The sequence below is a fragment of the Microbacterium sp. H83 genome, assembly GCF_001650405.1.
Taxonomy (GTDB): Bacteria; Actinomycetota; Actinomycetes; order Actinomycetales; family Microbacteriaceae; genus Microbacterium.
In genome coordinates this window covers 25,567-45,003 of the sequence record NZ_LWCU01000011.1, presented here as the reverse complement: position 1 = coordinate 45,003, position 19,437 = coordinate 25,567, and the positions used below count along the sequence as shown (strand labels likewise).

Here is a 19,437-nt window from a genome sequence, read left to right as displayed (position 1 = left end):
CGCTGACCGTGGGCCATATCACCAGCCCTGGTAGTCAGCGATCTGCTCGTCGGACACGACGCCCTCCGCGGCGTCGTCTATTGCCTGGGTCAGGAGTCGCACCGCTTCCGAGAGTGCGTCAGCCGGGATTGTCAGCGGCGGGGTCAGTTCGATGACGTTGCCCCGCACCGGGTAGGCCACTACGCCGAGCTGCCAAGCTCGGTAGACGATCTTCGCGGTGAGGTTGTCGTCTGCAGCCGCGGACTGGCGGTCGTGAACGATCTCGACGCCGACCGACAGCCCGCGACCGCGCACGTTGCCCACGTGGCAGGCACCCGGCCGGTACGTGCGGACGTACTCCTCGAACAATGTCAGTAGTTGGAACCCACGATCCCGCGCATTGGCAGTAACGGAACCCTCTCGAACAATCGACAAAACGGCACGGCCGGCAGCGCACGAGATCGGGTTACCGGTAGTGGTCATCAATGCAGAAGCCACCGGTTCGTCCAATACAGAGGCTGGACCGACAGCGGCGGACAGCGGGAGTCCTCCTCCCAGCGCCTTGCCGAGGGTGACGATGTCGGGAACGACGCCGTCATAGGCAAACGCATGCGGGAGCCCAGTGCGTCCTAGGCCGACCTTCACCTCGTCGACAATGAGATACGCGCCGTGCGCATCGCACAGTTCTCGCAGACCTGACAGGAAACCGGCTGGGGGCACGATGACCCCACCATCGGACTGGATAGGTTCTACGATCACTGCCGCAGTCTTCCCGCGGGACAGCTCCTCGCTGGCTGCGGCGAGGATGTCTTCGACGATGGTGGACGCGTCGCCGGTGTGGGGCCTGTACGCATCCGGGTAGGGCAGAAGAGTCAGGTGCGGGTCGGCAGGCACACCAGAGGCGATGTGAACGCCGGATACACCCCGTGAGTCACCCATTCCGCCGTGGTAGCCGTTCTCGAACGCGATCACGTTCGGTCGCCCGGTCGCGTGGCGAGCGCCGTGTAGCGCCACTTCGTTCGCGTCTGTGCCCGCATGTCCGAGGTAGACGCGTCTCTCCTCAGGCGGCAGCGAGCTGGGCACGAGATCGAGTAGTTCCTCCGCGAGTGAGACTGCGTCCGGATGCGTGGCGGACAGGATCGAGGATCCGGGGCTTGAAGCTGCGGCATCGGCAATGACAGCAGCGATGCGCATGTTGCCATGCCCAAAACCTGATGCCGTCCAGCTTGCGCTGAGGTCGATGAGTTCGCGGCCGTCGGGTTCGACGAGTGTGTGACCGGAGCCTGAGACGGCGGCAAGCGGGAAGAAGCGCAGCTTCTCTACCCCCGCGATGACGGCGCGGTCTCGTGCGAGGAGGTCAGGTACACCGTCTCCGTGCGCTGGCGTCGTCGTGGAGTTCGCATGCTCAGTAGACACGAGCGTACACCTCGCATTGCTCGGTGAGCGAGCGGCCCTGAACAGAGGCGAACTCGTCCTTCTTAATGGCCTCGAAGGTTGCCAGGAACGCCGGCGAGAACCACCCGGACACCACCTCGTCCGCCTTCAGCGCATCGAGTGCCTTCTCGAGATCCCGGGGAAGCCTGGTCAGGTGGGCGTGTCGATCCTCCAGGTCGAGCTCTCCAACGACGATCTCCGGCGTCTCGAGTCGGTCACGGAGTCCCTGCATTCCTGCCCGCAGAATCATGCCCAGAAGGATCCAGGGGTTGGCTCCGATATCACCGCCACGGAATTCGAAGTGCAGCTGCTTGCTGGGGTCGCGGCCGTCGATTTCGTTGGTGGGACAGATGCGCAACAGCGCCTCGCGGTTCTGAAGCCCCAGGAACGACCGTGCCGTTGACCAGTTGTGCGGCGCGAGACGGAGGTAGCTGGTCGCCAACGGGGCGAACAGGGCGGCCATGGCGGGCCCGTACTTGACGATGCCGGCGGCGAAGCTGCCGGCAAGTTTGGAAAGGCGGCCAGGGCGGGTGGGGTCATACACGAGGGTGTTGCCGTCGAGGTCATCGAGTCCGAAGTGCACGTGCACACCGTTGCCGGTCTCGCCCGGTACGACGACAGGGGCGAAGGAGGCTTCGCGTCCGTGGGCCTCGAAGACGTCGTAGACGATGTCGCGGACGAGGATGGCTCGGTCTGCCGCGGCGACCGGATCGGTGGGGGCGACGGTGATCTCGTACTGGTGACGACCGTACTCGGGAAGCCAGGTCTCCGGTTCGAGTCCGGCGGTGTGCAGTACGCGCATCAGCTCGGATCCGAGCGGCTCTGCGCGCCGGAATGCCTGCAGCGAGAACGGGTGGTGGTCTCCCTTGGCGCTGACGTCCACGAACTCGTGCTCGAAAGAGGAACGAGTTGTGATGCCGAACTCAGTCCGCAGCTGCTCGACAGCGTCACGGAGGAAGGTGCGCGGGCAGCTCTCCCAAGGTGACCCGTCCGTGTTTACCAGATCCGCGAAAACGACGTTCAGCGGGGGCCGCCCGGGGATTCCATCCACGCGGGCGAGCGAGCTGAGGTCCGGCTTGAGGCGCAGATCACCGGTGGAGCCGTAGGGGATGTCATCGACGATGTGACCGAGCGAGCCGATGCCCAGGTTTGCGGGCACCCAACCGAGCGAGGCGTTCTCGTCGAAGTCCGCCAACCGCATCGAGCGTCCCTTGGTGCGCGCCGCGATGTCGGTGGTGGCGATGAAGATCAGTTCGTCGTTTTCTGCCTCGGTGCCCATGGTGTCTTTTCCTGTCGTCGGGTTCGGGTTGTTGACGGTCATTATCAGTCCAGCTCTTCCACGCTCAGACGAGATCCGATTCTGTCGGCAAGGGATGGGCGGACGAGCACGATGATCAAGCCGATCAGGCACCACGCGCCCGCAATCCACGGGAAGTATGTGTACGGGGCGGCCTGGCCGGCGATCTGGATGAAGTACACGTAGGCGAGGAAGGCGAGGCCGAGGACCGGGATGATGGCTTCCCACTTCGGGATCTTCGATCCACGCGAGAACGTGTGCTTGATGACGCCTACCGAGGTCATTCCGTATGCGACCACCATGCAGAGGGTCGCGATGGTCGCGAACCAGTAGTACACCTCCACCGATGTGGCGCCGAACAGGCCGAACCCGACCGCGAAGACGACGGTGAGGATGATCACGAAGATCGTGCTCCGGACGGGGACTCCGGTCTTGTCGCTCGTAGCGGCGAACGACTTCGGTCCGAACCCGTCGCGTGCGAGAGCAAAGAGGAGACGGGCGGCTGCCGCGGTCGAGCTCAGCAGGGAAGCGAACGCGACGAGGAATGCGAAGATCGCGATGAGCACCGCGCACCACTGTCCGACGTAAGTGGACGCGAGGGTTGTGAGAGTGGAGGATGCTCCAGCGAACGCCGCGACACCTTCCTCATCGGTTCCGAAACCGATGGTCTGCGCGAACATCACGAGGACGTAGATGACGCCGGCGACGACGACCGCGAGCAGGAGAGCGCGCGGAACGACCCGCTTAGGGTTCTGCGTCTCCTCTCCCAGCGAGGTGCCCGACTCGAATCCTGCCCACGACAAGAATCCGAACACTGCGGCGGTCATGACGGCGCTGATCGGGGCGTCGCCGGGAAGCAGCACGGAGAAGTCCACGCCGGTCGATACGGGCGCGTCTCCCGAAGCCACGCGAACGATGATGACCACCGAGAGCACGACCATCGCGGCGATTCCGACGAACCCGATGCCCAGGAGCGTACGAGCCGTAACGGTGGACTCACGCACGTTGAGGATGAGGGTGAACACGGCGACGACGACGGGCACGAGAACCCAGGTCCACGACGGGAGTGTTACCCCGAACTCGGTCATCATCGCTTGGAAGAAAACCCCGCACGCGCCAGCGATGCAGACGGCGAAGAAGATGTAGGTGCCCAGGAGCGCGAAACCTCCGAAGAAGCCTGCCCGAGGGCCGAGCGTGGAGCCTGCGAGGGCGTATACCGACCCGGCGTGAGTGATGTATCGGGTGAGCCGGATGAACGCGTATGCCACAAGCATCGTCCCAGCGAACGAGACGATAAAGGTGAACGGCACGCCGGAGCCGACGAGTCCGGCGACTCCGATGCCGTTCAACGACATCGCCATGACGGGCCCCATGAAGCCCACCGAGATTGCCACGACTTCCCACAGGCGGAGTGTCTTGCGCGGGGCGACCGGGGTGCTGTCCCCGACGCGAGTGGATGCTGCAGTCATTTCAGAACCCTTCGTATGGCGTCGACTCTGACGCCCCAGGATACGAACTGGATAGTACAGAGTACAACAAATAGCGCTAGATGTAACAGATAGTACGTATAAGATTTCTCTTCACCTGCGGCCAGCTTGAAGCAGACGTCGAATCGGCGGAACAGGATGCGTTAGCGAGTGCCGCGTGCGAGTGTCCGCGTCACCGAGTTCATGCATGCTCCCTCTCGATGGAGGGGTGATCCGTCAGCGTCTCGCGGACCTGAGGAGCTGTGATCGCCGAAGGACGCGCGTCGAGGAGGTTTTCAGCGGCTGCGAGGTAGCCGGCCATGAGCGCCATGCCCACGTCCTGCACGGCACGATCCGTCGGCAGGAACCGCGGGTGATGAAGGGACGGCGGTGGTGTCTCTCCTGCGGTCTCGACGCCAACGAAGAGCATCGCGGAGGGCACGGCGTCGGAGAAGTAGGAGAAGTCATCGGCACCGAGTGAGCGGAGTGGTTCCGCGCGCGAGACTCCGAGGGTGACGACGGCGTCGCCGATGCGAGCGGCAAGCTCGGCGTCGTTGATCAGCACCGGCTCGCCTTCGGTGACAGTGGTGACCGCGACCACCCCGAATCCGCTCGCGATGCTCTCCGCGGTGCTCTTGACTGCACGCTGGAGAGCAACCCGATCCGCCGGATCAGTGCTGCGCAGAGTGGCGCGGATGTGGGCATTCTCCGGGAGGACGTTCGCAGCGCCATCGCCCACGTGCAATGTGCCGATGCTGATGACGGCTGCATTCAGAGGCGAGACGGTACGCCGTACCAGCTCCGGCAAAGCAATCGCAATGTGTGCGGCAGCTGCAACGGGGTCTGCTCCGTCATGCGGGTAGGCGCCATGGCCGCCGCGTCCCACCAACCGGATGTCGATTTCGTCGGCCGCGGCGTTGATGAATCCTCCACCCACCGCGATCTCGCCGACGGGCACCGCCGGATGCACGTGCGCGCCGATGACGTGTGCGATGTCCTCATCGAGAAGAACGTTCTCTCGCACCATGTCGAGCGCACCTGACGGGTAGGTCTCCTCCCGCGGCTGCAGAAGAGCGACCAGCCCGAATGGAAGGTCGATACCGACGGAGGCGCGAAGCAGTGCCACGAGGGCGGCTTGATGCACGTCATGTCCGCAGGCATGCATGAGCTCGCCGGTCGCTGCATAGGGCGCGCCGGTCTGCTCTCGCAGCGGAAGGGCGTCGAGTTCAGCGCGGAGGGCAATCGCTGCGCCGCGCTCCGGGCCGATACGGCCGATACGTCCGGTGTCCGCACTCCGCCGGAAAGCGATGACCCCATGGAGAGCGGCCTCGATACGCCGCGAAGCATCATCCTCGTCGGCGGATGCACGCGGGTCTGCGTGCAGATCCTTCCGCAGTCCAACTGCGGCCTCTTGCTCCGCGACGAACGCCGCTCGCCAGTGCGCGGCGAGGAGCGCCAGATCGGGCCTCATGCGCCGATCCCGTAGACGCGGCGTGCATTGCCAGAACTGATGAGTTCAGCGACCCGGCGTTGCTCTTCGACAGGCCACCCGTCCCGCGCAGCAAAGTCGGCGAGGGCGGCCTCGGTCCCCCGGCGGAACAGCAGCGCTCCTAGGAGGTAGAGCTCCGCAACGCCGAAGGCGTCGCTGGAGAACATTAGCTTGGAGAACGGGGCGAGCTCCATCGACTCCGCAATCACCGCGTGCGAGCGCGACCCGGTGTAGTTCACCGCGAGACCCACGTCGAGGAAGACGTGAGGGAAGACCTGGGCCAAGTAGCCCGCTTCGCGGTGGAACGGGTAGCAGTGCAGTAACGCGATGCGGACGCCTGACGCGCGCGTGAGCCTCATGAATTCGGTCAGCAGCAACGGGGTGCACCGCAGAAGGTCGACGTCGGCGTCGCCGTATCCGATGTGGAATTGGATGAGGGCGCCGCGGTCGACCGCCTCCCACAGGAGATGACGGATGATGGTCGCGTCCGACAGTCGGACCTCTCCACCGAGCGTTGAGCGCATCCACGCGTCGAGCGCGGTGTCTACGTCTTCTGCGGACGGACGGCGAGGATCGAAGTCGAGACCGATGCGGTAGGCGGCGATGGATTTGACACCTACCGCTGCGCGAAGGGCGTCGTCGAGGGTTTGAGCGAAAGTCTTTCTGAACTGCGGGGCAGAGCATCCGCCCTCCACGAGCTGCTCAGCAATGCGCTCAAGGCGCACCACTTCATGAGCGCGGGCAGCGCCGGCGTCGGCCATTGCGGAAGGTGTCAGGATCGCGTCGCCGCGATACCCGGTTTCGATGAGGTAGTCGGAGATCCCCGTGGATCGCAGCAGTCTGCGGTTGACCTCCGGCGCTCCGAGCGCCACCCGTCGGGCAAGGTAGTCCTCGGGGCTCGCGAACGAGGGCAGGTCGAGGACTGGAGCGCAATATCTCCGGATCCCAAAACCTACTTGAGAGTCGAATCCGGTGGTTCCTTCGGGGGCTGCCCAGTCGGACTCGGTAGTCAGTAGCTCGAAGTCTTCGCGACTGGGATCACTCTCGAGGACCCCGTGGCAGTGGTGGTCGACGAGCGGGAACTCCGAGAGATCGACCCTCATCGGTTCAGTAGACATTGCGGTACACCTCACACTGTTCAGCCAGCGACTGCTCGCGCATGCGCGCGATTCCAATTGATACGAAGTCTGCACGGGATCGGACGCGGACGAACCGTGCGGGCGTCATCGACCGCCCCCGCCGACGGCTCAACGAGCCAGGTTGATGCCGCACTCGACCACCAGCCCAGCACTCAGCGCAGCACCGCCGGTGAGGGAAAGGGAACGAGTGAAGCGTACGACGGTCATCTCCTTGGGGTTTGGCTGGGCATCGTCACCTCAGCACTGTCACACCACTGTACTTATTTAGACATTTCAACAGCAATCAGATCATATGACGTCTTTGTTACATCTCTGACAGGCGGATCGACTGTTCGTATAGTTAGCCAACGCCGCCGTTGTGAGTATGGCTTGCCGTCGGCGACGGCGCTCTACATCATCGACGGGATGGACTCGCCGCTGCACCCTTGTCGAAGAACATCCCGCTACATGCTGCAGATGTCACTACGCAGACACGCCCAGTAAACAGTCGGCGTTGATCAACGTCGCCGAACTCGCCGCACGCACCGGAGACGCCGTGACGACCCTTGGCGTGAACCGAGCCGAGCCTCTGCGCTCGCTCGGCCTGCCGTGTGCCGTGCGACACGCGCCCACGTCTCGCGATCGTCGACGGGAACGCTGCGCAGCCGCTCGCGCAGCGCACCCAGCTCGGTGTTCATCTGCTCGTACATCTGCGGGTCGACCTCGGTCGCCTCGCGTCCCGGATGAACGACGCGGCGGCCGCGGTATGCGGCGTTCCACTCGGCCGCAGCATCCGTCGCACCGCTCGGAGTATAGATGGACAACGACAACCTTCGGATCACGTTGACTTGGCCGGTGAGCACCATCGACGGGGAGCCGTCGCTGACAAGCGGATCACTCACCATCACGCAGTACCCGAGTGGCGACTTCCTTCTCATGGTCAGTGCCGGGGACGAGCATTTCCCAGACGGCGCCGAGATCCAGTTCCCGGTGTCTGCCGAGCATGCGCAGCTCGTCAAACGCGCTCTCTCTGGCGAGCACATCGGAGAAATTGGGGAGTAACCACCGCGCGGGCTGTCCGGCAGAACTCAAGAGAGAGGGCCCCGCCGAGCTGGCGGGGCCCTCTCTCGACGTGTGCCGAGCGCACTACGGTTTCTCCGCTGCGGCCTTCTCTCGCTGCGCGATGCTTTTAGTCAAGACGACGCCGACGACCACGAGGCCAGACAGCGTGAAGATCAGCTTGAGTGACCATCCGATGGCGCCGGCGTAAGTGAGCATGTTGAACGTGGCGTGCTCGAGGATGAGGGCGACGATAGCTCCCGTGCGGCGGTACAGCAGAACCATCAGGAGGGCCCAGGCGGCGAGGCCGATCGCACCCCAGCCGTAGTACAGGTGAAAGGGCACCCGCACAGCAATCGCCGCGATGAGGACCACAGTCCAGCTGTGCCCGGTGGCACGGAGCGCAACGACGACGAGCGCGAGAAGGGCCAGCTCCTCGCTTGGGCCGGCCATCCCATCGTTGACGATATTGAGAACGTGCAGAAGCGGGTCATCGATCGGCGCAAGATCGAACTCGTTGGACGGCAACCCGAAGACCGTGCTGAGCGCCCCCGCGAGGGTGAATCCGATGAACACGGCGAGGTAGCCGACGGGGAACGTCTTGACGCTGGTCCTCCAGGTGGCACGTTGTACCTCAGCGCCCGCGTACCGACGAAACGCCCAGATCAACGCGGCCGCCATCAACACCACGGCGATCTGTCGTACGATGCCCGCCGTGGCGGTGGCAACGGTACCCGTGGGCCACGTGTCGGGCGCAGGAGTCCATCCGAGCAGCATCACGACAGCAACCCGGACCCCTTCGCTCCAGCCCACGAGGTAGATTCCGGCGATCGCGGCCCAGGCTGCGGCTTTCGCCCGGGCAGGGACCTCTCGGCGTGTGATGCCGGTGCGGTCGATCGCGAACTGTGCCGCGATCTCATCCCGGATCTGTCGCAGCGCGTCGCGCAGCGTCGTGCGCGCGGGTTTCTCTGGGACTGTCGTGTTCTCGGTCATGTCGTTTCCTTCCGTTCGTGGGGGCCGGGTTCCCGCCGTAGATCCGTGCGGGATTTCCACTCGTCGACGGGGCGAGAGGACCGGAAGCCATGGCGGTGGTACCACCCGGCCAGGCGACGCTCAGCGGTCCGCTGGGCCGCCTTGTACTCCTCCGGGGACGCATCCCGCGGCAGGTCCGGGTAGTCGGTCATCATGGTGCATACGATCGGCAGGGAGCGATGGTCTGCGTACCGGCATAGCTCCTGCAGGAGTGAGCTGCCGAAGCCCCTCCCCCGCACCGAGCCCATCACGATGTCGTCGAGGCGGATCTTTGACGCGCTCTCGGTGACGAGCAGCTTGTACCTGCCGTAGTGAGCGAGATCCTCGGCGCGTGCCGGCAACGGCCGCTCGCGGGCGGGGAGATGGTCGATGAGCTCGCGCACGAGCCTGCGGGGTGCCCGCGCCGCCAGGGCGGCCACTGCCCGTTCGATCTCCTTCCGCGCGGCAGCGTCACCGAGAACGGTCGACGCGCGCGCGGGAGCCACGAGCGGCCGCAATGCGGCGGCAGCGCCCGCGAGATCCGCGTTCTCGTATCGCCCTGCCTCAAGCCGGGCGAGAGTCGCCTCCAGGCTGACGCCGGGGGCAAGGCTGAACACTCCCCACTCGTCCGGATCTGCGCCGGCACCGAGATGCGCGAGAGCATTCTCGTGCTCTCCGATTTCGTACCGTGCACGCTCGAAGCTGACCCGCGCCTCGTCGGCCGCGCGACGATGCGCACGCGCAGCGGCCACTCGGTACCACGGCGGCGGTATCCGATCGAGGATCGCTTGTGCCTCTCTCTGCTCGGCCTGCGCGCGCTGCCGTCCGAAAGCAGCTGCACGAGCCCGCTCTCCCGACTCACTCATGCGTACCCTCAAGAAGCTCTATAAATGAGCGCGGAAGGACGACGTTTCGCGGAGCTCCGGCGAACAATGGCGCGACCTCTGTGGGGGTGTGGCCAGCGATGCCACACCCAATCTCCGTCACCAAGAACGTCAGCTCTGGATGCGTGCGAGCGAACGCATAGAACGTGGCGGTTTCCTCCGCGATCACATCCAGACCAGACATCGACACCAGCGCGTATGAGCGGCCCTGGAGTCCGTGAGCCTGCCCCATGATGGCGCCGAAGTCTCGCACGGCCTGTCGGGCGGCGCCGCCCGCGTGAGAGCCCGCAGCGTTCGATCCGAACACGAAGATCTCCCCCGGCCGCAGATCGGTGATCAGCTCTGCCCTACCGCGCCGCGAAAACAGTCCCATGGGTACTTAGCTGCCTTCGTTTGGTGCGGTTCCTGACAGCGCGTCCGAATACCCCTTGCCGTAGCCGGCGGCTTCTTCCGCCCGCAGCCGGGCGGTGATGCCCTCCGTCAGGGCCTCGTGGTACCGGACCGCTTCATCACGCGTGAGCTTTTGGATCAGCACGCCGATCCCGGCCGCCACGATGATCAGGATGTCGGCACCGAGGATCAGCTTCCACGCGTCCGGTACGTTCATCACGGACGATGTCAGTTCGGGTTCGAGGATCCCGCCGAGCACCATCACTGCCAGCAGGAGGACCGTGCCCCCTCCCACTGACCATGCGATCCAGTGGAAGAACGCCCGCGTCGCGGAGATCGGCGTCGGTGCGGCCAGCTGACCTAGCGTGGCATCTGCCCTGAGCCCCCGAGTCTGCTCGATGCGGTCCTGGAGGCGGAGCGCGAGGATCACCAGTGCCCAGACGGCCACGACGGCGAGGACGAGAAACGCGGCCCACTCGGCCGACGTTCGGCCGACGGCCACGAGAGACACCGCCACCAGGCACAGGCCGATCGCGTGGACCCAGCGGGTGACGCGCTTGCGGCGTGCCATCCCGGGATCCCGAAAGACAGGCACCAGGAGAAAAGCGGCTCCCACCGCCGCCAGGACGAGGAAGAAGATGTCGTAGAACAGCATCGCGTCAGCTCCGGTCAGACCAGGTCGGGCATGTCCTCAGGCGAGGGAAGCTCGCTCGGCCACTGTTCGGGCAGCGTGCGTGTTCGAGAGACTTTCTCGACACGCCAGAACGGGCCATCGCTCGCCGTGATGATCGGCATGGCCGTGTCGAGGTAGTCGCGGAAGAAGACCGCCATACCGGTCGGCCCTTCAAGGCGCAGGAACTCCCACGCCCGCCACAGGGCCTCGAACCGGCTGAGGACCTCGGTGTACTCCCACCAGCGGGCATCCCACCGAGCCGGGGACAGGTCACGCTTCCAGTGCGGCAACAGCCAGTGTTCGACCCACATATACACGTTCGGGTAGTACGTTTCGACCTCGGGCTCATCCGGGGTCTCGTCGTCGTAATCAGACATTCGATGTCTCCTCGAGGTGTCCCGTCTGGACCGCCTGCGCTTCGTAGTAGTCGCGGCTCGCGGCCACTTTCTCGCCGTACGGTTTCGCCGACCAGTGCTCGAGCGCGAACAGCGTCGCCGGCTGTGTGGCGGGGATCATCACCGCGCGGCCGCGCGGCATCGCTGCGAGTTCCGAGACGTCGAAGATCCGCTCGCGGCTGATACTGGTCGTCGTCGACCGGCCTCCGTGCTGCTGGGTGCTGGTGCGGTGCACCACGTCGTGGTCACCGATCAGCTGGGACAGGTGCGGGAGGAACTTATCGTCCGCGAGGCCGCTGCCCGAGGCGCGAATATTCGCGGCTCCCCAGAGCTTGTCCATCCCGTTGATGCCGAACGCTTCGACGCCCTGTTGCCAGGACTGGAAGAACGTGGAGACGATGATGCCGCGGCTGCCGTAGTGCGAATACACGTCGGGCAGGTCTCGCCACCGGCACACGTTCGCGGCCTCGTCGAGGACCGCCATCAACGGTGTTGCGAGGCGGCCGCCACGCATCCGGGAACCGACTTCCTCGGCGGCCGTGAGGACCGCCATCGTCAGCGCCGCGGTGATCGCCCTGGCGCTACCACCGCCCTCGCGAGAGATCGCGTAGACGGTGTCGGTGGACTTGACGAAGTCGTACGGGTCGAAGTGCGGTCGCCCGTCGGTGTCCGTGATCCACGGGAGCACCTTCTTGTTGGCCAGGACGCCGATAAAGGTCCGCACCGTGCCGTACACGCCGTCACGCTGCTTCTCCGTGAGCGTCTGCGTCTTCGAGAGGCCCTGTGCCTGCGTGTAGTCGTCCTCGACGAGCAGCACAGACGGATCTCCGATCTCGGGATCCCGCCCGCTGGGATCCATCGCCCACAGGTACACGTCAGTGATGGGTCTCCCCGTCACCGCAGCGGTGAGGAACAACCGCGCGAGTGTCTCCCGGCCGGCCGGCCCGAAGTACGCATCTTCCTTCGCGTCAGCTTCTTGCGCGGCCGAGACGAACACGTCGACAAGCTTCTCCGCACGTTCGAAGTTCGTCACGAACGACAGCGGATTCCACCACCAGGTGGGCTCCGCCCCGATGATGTCCTGCACGTCGTGGATCCACATGCGGCCGATCTCCGATCGCGGCCCGCGGGTGAGGTCGACGATGTCTCGCTTGTTCGACGTCGCGAACACCGGCCCCTGCGTCTCCAGGATCTGCGGCACGCACACGCAGCTCGTCTTGCCCGCACGCGGTCCCATGAGCCAGATCTGCACCCACTCCCACGTGCCGAAGAGGAACTTGCCGGACGGGATGTGTCGGCCGAGCGGGACACCGTCCGCTGCGCCTTCTGCGCCGAGACGGGCGGTGTCCTCCGCGACCTTCTTCTGCGTCATCTCATCCAGCTCGCGGATCTGTCCCATCGACGCCGCCTTGTGGTCGACCCGGGATCCCGATGACCGGCGCCGCAGCGCCAGCGTGGCGATCGCGGCGGCCGCCACCCCCAGGACAATCAGCCCGAGCAGGAAGATCACGACCTGCAGCGGCGCCGGCGACAGCTTCCCTGTCAGAACAGCCGCCAGCACCGTGAAAGGGTCACGCCGGCCGAGCTCGTCGACGCCGGGGTTGGTGAGCGCAGCCAACCAGCCCAGCACCCCGACGAACATCGCCACCGCGAGTACCCCGCCGATCACCAGCCACCCGGTGTCGGCCGCGAGAGGTTGTGCCCGCCGGTTCGGGCGCATCAGGCCGCCTCCTCCAGCGTCTCGGTAACGCGTGCCGCGTTCGCACGGAACCGCTCTGCCGCTGTCGTCCAGGCCCGGTTCGTGTTGTTCACGTCCATCTCTGCAGCCGTGAGTTCCACCTCGAACGGTGTCCCCGGCTTCTTTCCGATCTTGAGCAAGAACTTTCCTCGCCCAGGCGGGACCGCCTGTGTGCCCGTGTGCGGGTTCAGCGACCCGTCGGCACTCCAGTCCATGATCATCGACTTCTCGCGTGCCGACATGGCGAACACCTGCTCCAGGTTCCCCATCTCGGACTGCGCGAGCCCGCCGATGAACACCATCGCGGACCGGGCCACGAAGCCCCACGCGATCGTCGTCAGCTCGTCAGACGACAGCTTGAGGTCATCCATCGTGTGCGTGATCATCGCCTGTGCGATACCGCGTGCACGGTTCAGACGCGTCAGCGCGTCGACGAAGAACACCATCGCCGAACTGGCGCGCAGCATGCGCCACAGCTCATCCATCACCAGGAAGTAGTGACGGCGGGGCCGCAGGGCGGCATCCGCGAGGTACTTCTCCGCGTCGACGACCGCAGACCCGAACGACCACGACACGGCCTGCACGGCCGCCTGCAGGGTCAGGTCGCCGTCATCGATCGACGACAGATCGAACACGACCGGCCGACCGGCCTCGATCTGCACGGTGCTATCACCGTCGAAGATCGACCCGTACACACCCGACGAGGTCAACGCAATCAGACCGTCCAGCAGCAGCTCCGTGCGCTCCGCATACCGTTCTTCATCGCCACGGTCTTGCGCGATCGCGGCGAGGCGCGGGTGACGAGAGCGCACCAGGGCCACCAGGTCGCTAATCCGCGGCTGCCGGCCTTCCTTCTCGATGTCGAATTCTTCATCGAGGATGCGCAGGCCCTCCACGACCATGCTGCGTTCCTTCTCGCTGATCCGGGCATCACGGCCCAGCTCCAGCAGACCCGTCACGAGAGTGGCCCGACGCCGCTTCATCGCGTCGATAGCCTCACGCCGCGGCGCGTCGCCACGGGTGATGTCGTCGGGGATCTGCTCGAGCTCGCTCAGCAACTGGCTGAAATCGAGGATGTTGATGACTTCCTGGCCAGGGCCCAGGTGGAACACCTGCCCGCCCATCGCGTCGATCAGATCCACGTAGTCGGGCTTCGTGTCGCTGAGGACCATCGGGATGTGCCCCCAGGCCTCCAGCACCGTCACGATGCGACGTACGAGCGTCGACTTTCCCAGGCCGGGACGGCCGAGAACGAAGCACGAGGGCTGGTTGATCAGATTGGCGAGGAACCAACTGATCGGATCGGCGCAGACCACCGTGCCTTTCAGCAGGTTCTTCCCGAGGGGGACGCCCACGGGAAGGTCGCTCGAACCGGCGATGAACGGCCAGAGACCGCACACCTGCACCGTGGTGCCCTGTGCTTCCGGCAGCGGCTCGATCCAGGGCATCCGCCCCGTGCCGCTGGTACGCCAGCCTCGACGCCCCGCACGCCCCAGCGCACGGCGGCGCTGCGTTCGGGTGCGGTCGAGGAACTGCAGCCAGCGTTGCAGCGGAGTGACAGCCGGGGGTCGCACCTTGTGCTCCAGGCGCTTTGCCTCACGCGGGGTCAGCCGCAGCTCTCCCGCCTCCGTCTGTCGTCGTTGCGCTCTTGTCGTCGTCATCGTCATCACAGCCAGTCCCTAATCTGATCGGGCAACGTCATGTGCGCGGGCAGAACCACGCCCAGGGGCAGGCCCGCGAGGAATGCCACGTCCTCGTTCCCCAGCGCCTCACGGATCTTGAGGCGCGCCTGATTCGTCAGCGACGGGATGACCTTCTCCAGACGCGGGAACTCATCGTTCGTCCGGCACGTCGTGGTGATGATCATGCCGAACCGGATGAGACCCGCACCCGCGGCCTCTTCCTCGGCCGCCTTGTTCGCGAACCGGATGCGGTTCTTTTGCCGGGCCGTCGCGCGCTGCTTCGTCGACGAGTTGAACTGCGCGTTGTTGATCTCGGCCTCGATCACATCCGGCGCATCCCCAGCGGGGATCGGACGATACAGGATCGTCACCCGCTTGCGGAGAACGCCCTTCATCGGCTCGAATGCGCGGCGCAGCGCCGTCGCGTAGAACTTTGATCGCGGACCCTCGTACATCGTCCACGACTTCGACACACCACGGTCGTGGTAGTACCGGTCGTACTTCGCCTCGGAGAACGCAGGGCCGGCCTCCGACCAGGTCAGGCCTGTCCCGCCCTCCTGGCGGGCCTGCTCGACGCGGGCCGACACCGTCGGGTCGTACGCCACGCGGGTGAAGTCCACGATGTCCTGCGCCGTGCACGCCTGCGCCCCGGTGCCAGCTCCCGTCATGCCCAGCGAAGCCAACAGGACCGGGAGGCGGTTGCCGATCTCGTCCGCCATCTCCTGCACGCCCCGATCGGAGTTCTTCGACTCCAGACCCGTGCCATTGAACGTCAGCGCCAGACGCGTGCTCAGCTGAGGAGCACCGCCCGACAGCGTGTCCGCGAGGCCACCGACAACAGCGGTGGAGAAGTCGCTGCCGTGGTCAGACACGTTCTCCGCGACCATGCGCCGCAGCCGCAGGCCAGAGTCCGGCGCGCTCTCGATCGTGACAGATGCGCCGACGATCGAATCCTCCACACCCAGCTGCGCGAGCCAGCCACCCCAATGGGCGACCTGCCGGTTGATCCTGTCCTGATCCACGAGTGAGTCCCCATCGGGGAAGCACTCGATCACCACGGTGTAGTGCTTTGTCGTCGCTGTGGCGAGACGGATCATCCCGAACGGGTTGCCGTAGCTGTCTTTGTGCTCGCTCAGCTCTGACGCCGTCAGCAGGCCCGGCAGACGGAAGCTCCCATCCGGGATCCGTCCCGCGGGCCCCGCAACCAGAAGCGTGTCGCCGCGACGCTCCGCAGCGCGGAATGCCATGCGGTTCGCCTTGCGCCGATACCAGTTGCGGCCCTGCTTGACGGTGACCACGGTCACTACCGCCGCGGCCACGCCGAGGAGCGTGATGATGCCGGCAGCAAGCCACCAGCCGCGCACGATGCATCCAATGAGGACGAGTGCGAACGGGATAGACCCGAACGTCACACCCGCACCCAGCCCGCCGATGCCGAGCTTGGCGGGCATGACGATGTTGCCGTGCTCCACCATCGTGGTGTCATTGCTACTCATCGTTCGACCCCTGTTCGTCAATTCCGTTACTGCTGCTCGATGCCGAGCTGCCGAGACTGTTCATCGCGGATCCCGCCGCATTCCACCCAGAGGAACTACCGCCGCTCGAGGGCGCAGCTCCACCGCTGTCCACAGCGGCAGGTGCCGCACCGCCCGGGCTCGTCGACGGCGAGGATGCGGCGGCCGACGTACCGGACTCGGCCGCCGTAGCAGCGCCCGTTCCTCCGCTCGCCGCCGCTCCCCCGGTAGCAGCGCCCGTCGACGCCGCGGTGCCTCCGGCAGCCGCTCCACCTGCAGCTGCAGTCGATGCGGCGCCACCGGCCGCGGCGCCGGCACCACCGGCTCCTGCAGCAGCGCCCGCGGCCGGTGCAGCCGCTCCACCGGTCGCGGCTACCGCCCCGACCATCACGACGGCCGACCCGGCTGCAGCAACGCCAGCGACCGCCGCGCCACCCGAGAACGCGTTCGAGGTTGCCGCCGCTGCCACCGGCACCAGGAACTTGATCAGTGCCGGCAGAGCGAGGGCCGCCATGCCGAGAATCACCATGGCGACGCAGGCGTTGTAGATCGACTTCCCGATGTCATCGAGGCCCTCGATCGCCGGCGGGTTCTTCATCTGCATCATCCCGAAGGCGTAGATGATCGCAGCCACCGGCTTGAACAGAATCACGGCCAGCAACCAGCCCTGCAGCTGACGAAATGCGTTCGACCCCATCTCGGTCCCACTCCCCGCGGCCACCGCTGGCAGCAGAGCGAACATCGTCGACGCGAGAGCACCCTGAATCACCATGAACAGGACATTCACCACGGCGCCGAGAAGGCCGATGATCGCGAGGAACAGCCCGCCACCCGGGTATATCAGCATCATCTCCGAGAGAGACAGCATGCCCGACAGGCTCAGCTCCTCCCCCGTCGCCTTCTGGATGATCCACGGCGCGAACTGGTCGCCCGCCGTCGTCAGACCCGCGAACGCCACCGCGTACACGCCCGTGACCAGGATGAGGTTCACGACCATCTTGACCGCCGGCAGACCGGACTTGAAGTCGTTCGAGATCGCCATGCGACCCAGACCGATAAGAAGTCCGATCAGTGCAATCGCGGCCGTGTACCAGCCCATCCACCCGTTGATCTGACCAATCGCCGGGGCTGTCACATCCGCGCTCGGGATGCCCACCCAGAACGAGTTGATCCACCCGAGAAAATCGATCAGCAGCTTCCAGATATCACGCACGAAATCCGTGAACGCGCTATTGGCAGCGTCACTGATGCCCTCGCCAGCCCAGCAGAGTGCGTCCCAAACCTGGCACTCCTCTTCCTCAGCTGCCATGCGGATCATTGCGAAGCGCTCCAGTCCGTGTATCCGGCCAACGGGTCGAGAGTGGGGCGGAGAGTGATTCTCTCGACATCGACCAGCCAGGTATCCCTCTCGCTGTCCCAGACAAGGGTGAACGACACATAGGCGGTCACCGTCTCGGACCCAGCACTCTGGCTCATGCCGACCCGAATCACGACCTCCTCCGGTTCGACACTGTCGAACCGGAAACCCGAGATCTGAGCGGTGCGACCCGGTTCGGGCGAACGAGCCAGTGAGGCGTTCTCCTCGATAAACGGAGCCCGCCCGTTGTTGTCTACGGCCGCATCTTCGACGAAAGCCCGGAATGCATCGGCATCAGTGCTCTCCTGTAGCCCAGCCATGAAGCTGGTCGCCGCGAAAAGTGCTCCCGTCGGTGAGGGAGCGAAGCAGCCCCAGAGAGTGTCGTCGGCCGATGCCGCGGCATACTCACTCGACGTGGGGGTGAGCAGTCCCATGCGGTTGACCCACTCGGCGTCGGGTCCGACCGTGGGGATGTCTGATCCCGAGGGCAGGTCGCAGACACCCCCTGTCTCGGGCGGAGTCGACTCGTCCTCGCCCGGCTGCGCGGACGGTGTCGACGGTGCGCCTGATGGCGAGGTGCCCCCTTCGGGGTTGTCCCTGCCGCCGAAGGTCAGCACCAGTACGAGAGCGGCGATGACAGCGAGCACCAAAATCGCTGCCGCCAGCCACCACGCGTTGAACTTGACCAGGCCGCGGTTGCTATCGCTGTTGTCGTCGCTCATGATCTCTCCCCTGCTCAGCCGGTGAACGTTGCGATGATGCCGCCGGCAGCGCCGACGAGGACACACACGATGAGCGCGATCACGAGGCCCTTGAAGCCCTGGATCTCGCGGCCCGTGAATGCGGCGAATGCGAGGTACCCGGCGCTCGCGAGGAAGCCGGCAAGACCCAGGATGAGCGCACCCCAGGCAAGCCAGTTGATCAGCGTGGATACGCCCTCCGTGCCCGGAGGCTGCTCCGGCTCAGGGTTGGGCAGGACGCCGGTGATCGCGGTCGCGACCTCAATCAGAGTGTTCATTTCTTTCCTTCCGTAGGCGGGGTTTGAGCAAGCTTGCGAATGCGTCCGATGGTCCACCGGACGCGAGGAGAAGAGGTCTTGAGAGTGGGCTCGGCCAGGCGCCATCCCTCGGCCCAGGGAACCCGCCACCCGTGCGGCGTCATCCGGCCGATGCGCTCAACGGCCTTGAGCTGCGCTTTGGTCAGCTGTGGGCCGTCGTCGACGAGCACGATTCCCAGCAGCCGGCTGTCCCGGTACTCCCCCGCAGCCCATGCCAGCGCGAATCTCTCTGCCGTCTGGAGGCCGTGATAGTGAGTGCGTGCCACCGCAAGAACGTTCATCGGCATACCGGAATACGAGGAGATAGGCCAGGCCCGATGTCCTTCGCGGGCAGCCTCCCCCGGCAGATCCGCAGCCTGCTCACGAATCAGGCCCGCGATCGTCGAGGCTCCCGCGCCGCCGTGCAGTGCGATGACATACACGAGAGCACCAGGCGCCTCGGGGATCGTCGGGAAGACCTGCTCGAGCGGATGCGGAACCGACGGCGCAGACTCTGGCGTCGGCGGACCCACGAGTTCCTCGCCGCGCAGCTGGTCGACATCGGCGTCGCTCTGCTCGGCGCCGCGCACCCGATGGAACGGGTTAACGCGGGTCGTCGGTGTATCTGTCATCGAAGCCCCCCTCGTGTACAGGATCTAATGCGATCCTATAGTATCAAGGATGAGTCAGATACGGGGGGTGGGAAAATGACGAAACCGTCATCTAGTAGACGCCGAAACTCGCGGAATATGACGCGGAAGCCGAGAACTTCCCATATCAGCGTCGTCGCCGTTGGTCTCATGCTCACGCTATCGGCATGCACCGACGCGGGACCAACACCTAACCCGAGCCCGTCACCCACGGACACAGCGACGGCCCAGCCCGCGCCCACCAGCACCATCGCGCCGGACGCGC

Annotated in this window: 18 protein-coding genes; 1 reads left to right on the top strand and 17 read right to left on the bottom strand. The window is 65.5% G+C overall.

Annotation, left to right across the window (positions count from 1 at the left end; all coding sequences use genetic code 11):
- Positions 1 to 18: 18 nt before the first annotated feature.
- From A4X16_RS05795 to A4X16_RS05775, 5 genes are all read right to left on the bottom strand, one after another.
- Positions 19 to 1,395 (bottom strand): aspartate aminotransferase family protein, encoded by a 1,377-nt coding sequence (locus A4X16_RS05795; protein ID WP_067117789.1) that lies wholly within the window; start codon positions 1,393 to 1,395, stop codon positions 19 to 21.
- Positions 1,385 to 2,734: a glutamine synthetase family protein gene (locus tag A4X16_RS05790; RefSeq protein WP_231880283.1), complete on the bottom strand. Its 1,350-nt coding sequence runs from the start codon at positions 2,732 to 2,734 to the stop codon at positions 1,385 to 1,387. Before A4X16_RS05790 ends, A4X16_RS05795 begins: the two co-directional genes overlap by 11 nt.
- Positions 2,735 to 2,736: 2 nt before the next feature.
- Entirely contained in the window at positions 2,737 to 4,179 is a 1,443-nt protein-coding gene (locus A4X16_RS05785) for an APC family permease (RefSeq protein ID WP_067117786.1), read from the bottom strand.
- A 199-nt stretch (positions 4,180 to 4,378) separates the two neighbouring features.
- The gene (locus tag A4X16_RS05780; RefSeq protein WP_082914306.1) at positions 4,379 to 5,647 is read right to left on the bottom strand and encodes a M20 metallopeptidase family protein; all 1,269 of its coding nucleotides are present in this window, start codon (positions 5,645 to 5,647) and stop codon (positions 4,379 to 4,381) included.
- On the bottom strand, positions 5,644 to 6,537 hold the full coding sequence (locus A4X16_RS05775) for an amidohydrolase family protein (protein WP_231880282.1): 894 nt from the start codon (positions 6,535 to 6,537) through the stop codon (positions 5,644 to 5,646). Before A4X16_RS05775 ends, A4X16_RS05780 begins: the two co-directional genes overlap by 4 nt.
- Before the next feature lie 1,062 nt (positions 6,538 to 7,599).
- Between A4X16_RS05775 and A4X16_RS05770 the strand changes: the two genes are divergently transcribed.
- Positions 7,600 to 7,845, top strand: coding sequence for a hypothetical protein (locus A4X16_RS05770; protein WP_067117781.1), 246 nt, complete (start codon positions 7,600 to 7,602; stop codon positions 7,843 to 7,845).
- Between the two features lie 84 nt (positions 7,846 to 7,929).
- Here A4X16_RS05770 and A4X16_RS05765 read toward each other — a convergent pair whose 3' ends face one another.
- The 12 genes from A4X16_RS05765 to A4X16_RS05710 all read right to left on the bottom strand — a co-directional run bounded on the left by A4X16_RS05765 (position 7,930) and on the right by A4X16_RS05710 (position 19,154).
- Entirely contained in the window at positions 7,930 to 8,835 is a 906-nt protein-coding gene (locus tag A4X16_RS05765) for a CPBP family glutamic-type intramembrane protease (protein WP_067117778.1), read from the bottom strand.
- Positions 8,832 to 9,470, bottom strand: coding sequence for a hypothetical protein (locus A4X16_RS05760; RefSeq protein WP_067117774.1), 639 nt, complete (start codon positions 9,468 to 9,470; stop codon positions 8,832 to 8,834). Before A4X16_RS05760 ends, A4X16_RS05765 begins: the two co-directional genes overlap by 4 nt.
- 241 nt (positions 9,471 to 9,711) lie before the next feature.
- On the bottom strand, positions 9,712 to 10,110 hold the full coding sequence (locus A4X16_RS05755; RefSeq protein WP_067117771.1) for an A1S_2505 family phage non-structural protein: 399 nt from the start codon (positions 10,108 to 10,110) through the stop codon (positions 9,712 to 9,714).
- 6 nt (positions 10,111 to 10,116) lie between these two features.
- Entirely contained in the window at positions 10,117 to 10,782 is a 666-nt protein-coding gene (locus tag A4X16_RS05750; RefSeq protein ID WP_067117768.1) for a hypothetical protein, read from the bottom strand.
- A gap of 14 nt (positions 10,783 to 10,796) precedes the next feature.
- Complete coding sequence (locus tag A4X16_RS05745) at positions 10,797 to 11,177, bottom strand: DUF4913 domain-containing protein (RefSeq protein ID WP_067117765.1); 381 nt, start codon at positions 11,175 to 11,177, stop codon at positions 10,797 to 10,799.
- Positions 11,170 to 12,915 carry a type IV secretory system conjugative DNA transfer family protein gene (locus A4X16_RS05740; RefSeq protein WP_067117762.1) on the bottom strand — a complete coding sequence of 582 codons (1,746 nt, stop codon included), beginning with the start codon at positions 12,913 to 12,915 and terminating at the stop codon, positions 11,170 to 11,172. The genes A4X16_RS05745 and A4X16_RS05740 overlap by 8 nt, the downstream gene beginning before the upstream one ends.
- Positions 12,915 to 14,600, bottom strand: a complete 1,686-nt coding sequence (locus A4X16_RS05735; RefSeq protein ID WP_197491782.1) for a hypothetical protein — start codon at positions 14,598 to 14,600, stop codon at positions 12,915 to 12,917. The genes A4X16_RS05740 and A4X16_RS05735 overlap by 1 nt, the downstream gene beginning before the upstream one ends.
- Positions 14,600 to 16,111 carry an SCO6880 family protein gene (locus A4X16_RS05730; protein ID WP_067117755.1) on the bottom strand — a complete coding sequence of 504 codons (1,512 nt, stop codon included), beginning with the start codon at positions 16,109 to 16,111 and terminating at the stop codon, positions 14,600 to 14,602. Before A4X16_RS05730 ends, A4X16_RS05735 begins: the two co-directional genes overlap by 1 nt.
- Positions 16,104 to 17,438 carry a hypothetical protein gene (locus tag A4X16_RS05725; protein ID WP_157559997.1) on the bottom strand — a complete coding sequence of 445 codons (1,335 nt, stop codon included), beginning with the start codon at positions 17,436 to 17,438 and terminating at the stop codon, positions 16,104 to 16,106. Before A4X16_RS05725 ends, A4X16_RS05730 begins: the two co-directional genes overlap by 8 nt.
- A 5-nt stretch (positions 17,439 to 17,443) precedes the next feature.
- Positions 17,444 to 18,208 carry a hypothetical protein gene (locus A4X16_RS05720; RefSeq protein WP_067117749.1) on the bottom strand — a complete coding sequence of 255 codons (765 nt, stop codon included), beginning with the start codon at positions 18,206 to 18,208 and terminating at the stop codon, positions 17,444 to 17,446.
- Between the two features lie 14 nt (positions 18,209 to 18,222).
- Positions 18,223 to 18,504: a hypothetical protein gene (locus A4X16_RS05715; protein WP_067117746.1), complete on the bottom strand. Its 282-nt coding sequence runs from the start codon at positions 18,502 to 18,504 to the stop codon at positions 18,223 to 18,225.
- A complete protein-coding gene (locus tag A4X16_RS05710; protein ID WP_147251370.1) occupies positions 18,501 to 19,154 on the bottom strand; it encodes a DUF6668 family protein in 654 nt (217 codons plus the stop codon). The genes A4X16_RS05715 and A4X16_RS05710 overlap by 4 nt, the downstream gene beginning before the upstream one ends.
- Between the last annotated feature and the right edge of the window lie 283 nt (positions 19,155 to 19,437).